10 protein-coding genes are annotated in these 6,884 nt (G+C 60.9%); 6 read left to right on the top strand and 4 right to left on the bottom strand.

Annotation, left to right across the window (positions count from 1 at the left end):
- A partial coding sequence (locus MOV61_RS27085; RefSeq protein WP_247138800.1) for a gamma-glutamyltransferase family protein occupies positions 1-1,058 on the top strand: 1,058 nt, incomplete at its 5' end.
- On the opposite strand, the gene MOV61_RS27090 is transcribed toward MOV61_RS27085, so the two are convergent.
- Positions 1,059-1,856: a hypothetical protein gene (locus tag MOV61_RS27090; RefSeq protein ID WP_247138801.1), complete on the bottom strand. Its 798-nt coding sequence runs from the start codon at positions 1,854-1,856 to the stop codon at positions 1,059-1,061.
- Positions 1,857-1,998: 142 nt separating this feature from the next.
- Here MOV61_RS27090 and MOV61_RS27095 point away from each other — a divergent pair, with 142 nt between their 5' ends.
- The 3 genes from MOV61_RS27095 (at position 1,999) to MOV61_RS27105 (ending at position 3,977) form a co-directional block, all read left to right on the top strand.
- On the top strand, positions 1,999-3,246 hold the full coding sequence (locus MOV61_RS27095) for a cytochrome P450 (protein WP_247138802.1): 1,248 nt from the start codon (positions 1,999-2,001) through the stop codon (positions 3,244-3,246).
- A gap of 69 nt (positions 3,247-3,315) precedes the next feature.
- The gene (locus MOV61_RS27100; protein WP_038541929.1) at positions 3,316-3,594 is read left to right on the top strand and encodes a hypothetical protein; all 279 of its coding nucleotides are present in this window, start codon (positions 3,316-3,318) and stop codon (positions 3,592-3,594) included.
- Entirely contained in the window at positions 3,591-3,977 is a 387-nt protein-coding gene (locus MOV61_RS27105) for a type II toxin-antitoxin system VapC family toxin (protein WP_247138803.1), read from the top strand. Before MOV61_RS27100 ends, MOV61_RS27105 begins: the two co-directional genes overlap by 4 nt.
- Positions 3,978-4,138: 161 nt before the next feature.
- Here MOV61_RS27105 and MOV61_RS27110 read toward each other — a convergent pair whose 3' ends face one another.
- Complete coding sequence (locus tag MOV61_RS27110) at positions 4,139-4,948, bottom strand: SDR family oxidoreductase (RefSeq protein ID WP_247138804.1); 810 nt, start codon at positions 4,946-4,948, stop codon at positions 4,139-4,141.
- Between the two features lie 203 nt (positions 4,949-5,151).
- Between MOV61_RS27110 and MOV61_RS27115 the strand changes: the two genes are divergently transcribed.
- Positions 5,152-5,646: a MarR family winged helix-turn-helix transcriptional regulator gene (locus MOV61_RS27115; RefSeq protein ID WP_247138805.1), complete on the top strand. Its 495-nt coding sequence runs from the start codon at positions 5,152-5,154 to the stop codon at positions 5,644-5,646.
- Here MOV61_RS27115 and MOV61_RS27120 read toward each other — a convergent pair whose 3' ends face one another.
- Together MOV61_RS27120 and MOV61_RS27125 are read right to left on the bottom strand one after the other, a co-directional pair.
- Positions 5,647-5,991: a cupin domain-containing protein gene (locus MOV61_RS27120; protein ID WP_247138806.1), complete on the bottom strand. Its 345-nt coding sequence runs from the start codon at positions 5,989-5,991 to the stop codon at positions 5,647-5,649.
- Positions 5,988-6,590 (bottom strand): TetR/AcrR family transcriptional regulator, encoded by a 603-nt coding sequence (locus MOV61_RS27125; RefSeq protein WP_247138807.1) that lies wholly within the window; start codon positions 6,588-6,590, stop codon positions 5,988-5,990. Before MOV61_RS27125 ends, MOV61_RS27120 begins: the two co-directional genes overlap by 4 nt.
- Before the next feature lie 85 nt (positions 6,591-6,675).
- Here MOV61_RS27125 and MOV61_RS27130 point away from each other — a divergent pair.
- A partial coding sequence (locus MOV61_RS27130) for an SDR family NAD(P)-dependent oxidoreductase (RefSeq protein ID WP_247138808.1) occupies positions 6,676-6,884 on the top strand: 209 nt, incomplete at its 3' end.

Here is a 6,884-nt window from a genome sequence, read left to right on the forward strand (position 1 = left end):
TTGCGTGCCGCCCATTCGGCGGAAAAACGCTCCTCGAAATCGACGACCCGGACATGCGGATTGAGACGGGCGATCGCCTCGCGGGCACTCCTCGTCTTCAGCTCGCCGATCTCGCCAATTACCGTGTCAAGGAACGCGAGCCGGTCTGCGCCGCCTATCGCGCGCTCGACATCTGCGGCATGGGGCCCCCCTCCTCCGGCGCGGTGGCGATCGGGCAAATGCTCGGGCTGATCGAAAATTTCGACATCAAGGCACTCGGAGCCCAGAACGTCGAAAGCTGGCGGATCGTCGGCGACGCCCAGCGCCTCGCCTTTGCCGACCGCGAAAGGTATCTGGCCGATCCGGATTTCCAGCCCTTGCCGATCAACGGCCTGCTGAAGAAGGACTATCTCGGCAAGCGCGCCGCCCCGCTCGACGGCACCAAGGCTCTTAGCGCCGACCAGGTGAAGGCCGGCGAGCCGGAATGGGACCATGCGCTGCTGTTCGGCCGCGATGCCGCGATCGAGCTGCCCTCCACCAGCCATTTCGTCATCGTCGACAGAGAGGGTAACGTCGTGTCGATGACCACGACGATCGAAAGCGGTTTCGGCTCGCGGCTGATGACAAACGGCTTCCTGCTCAACAACGAGCTCACCGACTTCTCCTTCAAGACCCATGACGGCAGCCTGCCCGTCGCCAACCGCGTCGAGCCGGGCAAGCGGCCGCGTTCCTCGATGGCGCCGACGATTGTGATGAAGGACGGCAAACCGCTGCTGGCGATCGGTTCGCCGGGCGGCAGCCAGATCATCGGTTACGTGGCCCAGGCGCTGATCGCCTATATCGACTGGGATATGCCCGTGGAGCAGATCGTCGCCCAGTCGCATTTCATCAACCGTTTCGGGCCTTACGAGATCGAGGCCGGCACCGGGGCCGAAAAGTTTGCCGAACCGTTGAAGGCGCTCGGTTACGAGGTGAAGCCGGGCGAGATGAATTCCGGACTGCACGCGATCGAGATCACCGCGAGCGGTCTCGTGGGCAGCGCCGACCCGCGCCGCGAGGGCGTAGCGGTCGGGGAATGATCAATCGGCGTCGCCATAGGCCAGAGCCGTCTTGGTCGGCCCCTTCGGATCGACCAGCGGCGACTTGAGAAGCGTCTTCATCACCGTCCAGGCCTTGCGCACGACCTTGATATCCGCCTGGCCTTCTTGGAGAGGAAAGCGGAAGCTGAACTCGGCGGCGATCGGCGTCCGAAGCTTTTCCTCCTCCCGCCAGAGGATCAGGGCGCATTCCGCGTCGATCTCCTTCGAAAGCCTGATCCACCCTTCCTCGTAGACATGTTCGACGACATGCAAGTCGGCGACGGTCTGAACCGGTGTGTCGAGCGCCGGCAGCGGGGCTTTGCGAATATCCGTGTAAGGCCCAAGGCACTCGCCGACGGTTACGGGCATGTGCTTCGGATTGAATTCCGCTTCCACCGAACGGCTGAACAGCGCCCAGAAACGGGGCGTGTCGGCAGGCGGCATCGCCTTCACGTCCTCCTCGAACTTGGGCTCTTCGTCGCTCTTCTTCCGCAGTTCAAAATCCTGCGCTTCGGCAAGCAGGCGGTCGCCGTGGCGGAACTTCAGCGTCGCCTTCCAGTCCTTGCTGGAATCGAGCTTGCGACGCATGCGGAAAACGAGGTCGGAACGGTGGTAGAGATCCCGTTTCTCGGTATCCAGAAAGAAGACGTCACGTTGCTTGCTGTCCTTCTGGACATCAAGCCTGCCCTGCGTATCGATGTCGGCGCCTTGCAGTTCCGCGCGCAGACGCTCCCAGAAGCGCGCCACCGCTCTATCGCGGGCAGCTTCATCGCCGGCAAACTCCTTCGCATGCAGCATGACCTTATATTCGCGCGATGACAGGCACACAGACTTCCCTCCCCGCTCGACAGCGGCCCTTGCATCCAAACATGATCGCAATCCTGAATTGCGTCAATCACTCAACCTTTCCCGCGCCTGGGAAATCCGCTAGGTCTTTCGGATGACCGCCCTGCCCGATTTTCTCCACATCAATCCTCAAACGCGCCGCGTCTCGCTCGACGGCCGCAACCCGGCTTTCTATAGCGACCCGAACCGCGTCTACGCCCTCCTCCACGAACATTGTCCGACCTTCTACTGGGAAGAACAGCGGCAATGGTTCTTCACCGGCTACGACCAGGTGAACGGGCTGTTGCGCGACCGGCGGTTCGGGCGGCAGATTCTGCATATCGCCAGTCGCGAAGAACTCGGCCTGCCCGAACCCTTGCCGCATCTCGAAAACTTCGATCTCGCCGAGCGGCATTCGCTGCTGGAGCTCGAGCCGCCCGAGCACACCCGGCTTCGCACGCTCGTCAACCGCGCCTTCGTGTCGCGGCATATCGAAAGGCTTCGGCCGGAGATCGCGGAACTGGCCGAAAGGCTGATCGACGGGTTCGAGGGCCAAGGGGAGACAGAGCTGCTCTCCGCCTTCGCCGACATCATCCCGGTCACGATGATCGCAAGGATGATCGGCATCCCGGACGCGATGGGACCGCAGCTTCTCAAATGGTCACACGCCTATGTCGGCATGTACATGTTCAAGCGGAGCGCGGACGACGAACATACTGCCGACTGCGCGACCAAGGAATTTTCCGACTACGTCAAAGGCCTGATCTCTGAGCGCCGCCGGGAGCCGCGCGAAGATCTCCTCACCCACATGATCCACACGGAGCACAAGGGCCAGTATCTCACCGACGACGAACTTGTCTCGACCACCATCGTGCTGCTCAATGCCGGCCACGAGGCGACGGTGCACCAGATCGGCAATTCGGTGCGGGTGATCCTGGAGAGCGGCCTGTCCCCGGCAGAGCTTTTCCCCGACGAGGCGGCGACGGAGCGAACGGTCGAGGAAACGCTGCGCATTTGCGCACCCGTGCACATCTTCCAGCGCTGGGCGCTCGAGGATGTCGAAATCGACGGACTATCCTTCAAGCGCGGCGACAAGGTGAGCCTCATCCTCGCCGCCGCCAATCTCGATCCGAAGAAGTTCTCCTATCCGCTGGTTTTCAAGTCCGACCGGCAGGAAGCCGCAAACCTCTCCTTCGGAGCCGGCATCCATTTCTGCATCGGCGCGCCGCTTGCAAGGCTGGAACTCAATACCGTGCTGCCGATCCTCTTTCGGCGACTGCCCGGCATGCGGATCACGAGGACGCCGGTGGTCAAGGACGTCTATCATTTCCACGGGCTTGAGCGGCTGGACCTGGCCTGGTGAGTGGGAGTTTTCGACGTCGCAAATAACGCGTATATTGGCTGCTCAAAATTGACTCTGAGGACCCCGGTTTTGGACAATGAATCTAAGGAAAATCACCCCGGTACGTTGTCGCTCTTCGAGCTTTCCAATTTTCCTAGCAAGGAACAAATGGAAAAACTGGTAAGCGCTCTTGAAGCTGGGGACGTAGACGCGGCTCTCACAACATTGTTTGAAACGCGAGAAAAAACGTCTCACAGATCCGTATCGGCTAAAAGAAAGCCAGGGCGCTTGAAAGGCAAGCTCGTGGTAGGCCCCGAGTTCTTTGAACCTTTGAGCGAGGCTGAAATCAGAGAACTGACTGGCGAATGAGATATCTGCTCGACACGCATGCGCTCCTTTGGTGGCTCAACGATCATCCTGATCTCTCATCCGCAGCCCGCGAACTGATCATAGATGAAAAGAACGATATCTATGTTAGCGCAGCGTCCGCCTGGGAAATCGCCACAAAACATAAGAAGGGCAAACTGCCTACGGCAATCAGCGTCTTGCCCAACTTCTCCGAAGTTGTTCAGGAGAACGGCTTTGCCGACCTTCCCATTACAAGCGCTCATATGGTGAGGAGCGTTCTGCCACCAGGGATACATCAGGATCCGTTTGATCGGATTCTTGCGGCCCAAGCCATCATTGAAGACATGGCCTTGATCTCAATTGATGAAAAGATGGCACCACTCGGTGTGATAACCCGCTGGTGAAACGCCAAAAAATGGACCGCGGGAGGCGTTTCTGCCCCCGGCGGTGGCGATAGAGTTGCTGGCTCCGTGAGCGAGATGGCGATCGCGGTGTAGCCAAGCGCGAAGGTGCCTTCGATGAGCAACTGCAGACACCTGCTGCGGCTGCCCGTCGATTGTTCTGATCAAGCCTGGGCGGCAACCCCATACCGGGTTGCCGGCTTGTTGAGCGACAGATAGGGGCGCAACCCGCCGCGGGCGGTCGTGTAGGTCTCATAAAGCTGCGTATCGGCAAGCGACGGCATGGTGACGAGTTCGCCGCGGTCGAGACCCACAAGCGCCGCGTCGACAAGGTCGCCCACTTCCATGACCGAGTTCGGGTCGAGATTGTCCATCGAGCCGCCGACCCGATCGAAGATTTCGGTGCGGGTATAGCCGGGCAGGACCGCCTGGATCCTGACGCCGGTGTCCTTCAATTCGGCAGCGAGGGCTTCCGTCAGGGCCAGTACGAAGGCCTTGCTGGCGGCATAGGTGCCGCTGAAGAATTCTGCGGCGAGCGCCACGGCGGAGGCGATGTTGACGATGGCGCCCTGACCCCGGGCAACGAAAGCCTGGGCGGCCGCGACCGCGAGACGGTTGGCGGCAGTGACGTTGAGATCGACCATCTGATCGAGATAATCCGGATCGGCTTTCAGCAGCGGGCCTTTGGGGCCGATGCCGGCATTGTTGACGAAGAGGGTGATCGAGCTGTCTTCGCGCAGGCGTTTGTCGACGGTGAGCACATCGGCACGTTGGCTGAGGTCGGCGCGCAGCACGTCCGCCTTGATGCCATGTTCGCTCGTCAAACGGCCGGCAAGCGTCTTCAGCCGATCCGCGTCCCGGGCGACAAGGACAAGATCATAGCCGCGCTGGGCGAGCTTTTCCGCATAGGTCGCGCCGATGCCCGATGATGCGCCGGTCACGAGTGCGGTTCCGAGTTTTGAGGTGTTGGTCATGGTCGATTTCCTTCAGAGGTTTTTCGGGCAGAGGTTTTTCGAGTGGTGTCGCGGCCGGCGTTTCGGTATCTGGAATTTACAGGCATATGCCACTATATATGAAAAGGAGGAATAGAGCCCGCAAGGGGCGGCCGTAAATTTTTATCGGAGTGGAAGGGCCAGCCAAAAGCGGGCATTGTCCCGCGGCAGGATCGGAACGAGACATGACGGACAAAGGCAAACACGACAGCCAAGCGCAGAACGAAGACGGCGTCTGGCTTCATTGCAGCAATACCGCAGTGCGCCGCGCCTCACGGCATCTTGGCCAGCTCTATGAGGATGCGATGGGCGATACAGGCCTCAAGGGAACGCAGTTCTCCCTGATATCCCAGATCGCCGGATCCAACCAGCCGACCTTGAAAAATCTCGCGGAGGCGATGGTCATGGACCTCTCGGCGCTCGGCCACACGTTGAAGCCGCTGATCCGCGATGGCCTAGTGGAACTGGTGCCTGATCCCCAAGACCGCCGCGCCAAACGTGTCCGCCTGACGGAGACAGGCGCAGCCATACAGCGCGACCTCACCGTCCGCTGGCAGACCGCCCAAGACCGTTTCGACAAGGCATTCGGCAAGGAAAAGTCGGAGGAATTGCGGCGGACGCTGGCGTTCATTTCGTCGGACGAATTCGCCAAGGCCTTCAAGCGGGGTGAAGAAGCCTGATCAAACCCTGATCACGTAATCCTTGCGAGTCGTTTCAACGACTTCCCAGGTTCCCTTGAACCCGGGTCTGAGGATCATGCTGTCGCCCGGCTTCAATTGGACCGCCGCGCCGCCCTCCTCGGTGACGATCGAGTGGCCGGAGAGGATGTGGAAATATTCCCACTCCTCATAGACGATCCGCCACTTGCCGGGCGTCGCTTCCCAGATGCCGGCATAAACCCCGCCGTCCGCCTCCTCGAAATTCCAGGTGCGGAATGTCGGGGTGCCGGAGACCAGCCGGTCCGGAGCCGGGGCGCCTTCTTCCGGCGCGATGGACGAGAGGTCGAATTTGATCCAGGCGCTCATTGTTCGATTTCCTTCAGATGATGGGAAAGCTGGTTGGAGGCGATTGCGGCCAGTGCGCGCAGGCGGTCCGTGGCCATGCCGTTGCGGGCGCTCGCCGAGAGGCCGGACATCGCCATCATGATGTAATCGGTGATGAGTTCGGCACGCTGCGGTTCACGGCCTGCGATTGCGGCGTGGATGACCTTGCGGCTCATGTCCAGCATGCGCCGGGCCTGGTCGGAGGCCTGCGGGTCAACCGTGCCTCTTGCTCCCTCGATCACCATGCAGCCGGGTGCGTCACCGCTGCCGTAGTTGTCGGCAGCCTGCCTCAGCAGTCCGGCCACGCCTTCGTCGAGCGGTCTGTCCGCTGCCAGGGCGCCTGGAACATCCAGACCTTCCCTCTCTTCGTAACGCTTCAAGGCGGCTGAGTAGAGCTCCGCCTTGCTGCCGAAAGCGGCATAAAAGCTCGGCGGATTGATGCCGATCGCCTCGGTGAGATCGGCGACGCTCAAGGCATCGTATCCCTTCGCATGGAAAAGCGCCTGGGCCTTTGCCAGTGCCTCCTCCTTGTCGAAAGCGCGGGGCCGACCGCGCGACGAGATCTTTTTTGTAGTACTCATTACAAAATCCTTGACTGCACTGACCGCTCGATTTATGTAGCGTTCATTACATTAAACCTCAAGCCTCTTTGAAGGAGACACGACAATGACTGACTTCCATGGAAAGAAAGCGCTGGTTCTGGGCGGCAGCCGCGGCATCGGGGCCGCAATCGTCCGCCGTTTCGTCGGCGATGGCGCCGACGTGACATTCACCTATGCCGGTTCGAAGGATGCCGCGGACGCTCTTGCCGTCGAGACCGGCGCCAAGGCCGTCCGGTCGGATGCGGCAGACCGCGCGGCCGTGATCGGCACGGT

The sequence above is a fragment of the Neorhizobium sp. BETTINA12A genome (genome assembly GCF_023006485.1).
Taxonomy (GTDB): Bacteria; Pseudomonadota; Alphaproteobacteria; order Rhizobiales; family Rhizobiaceae; genus Neorhizobium.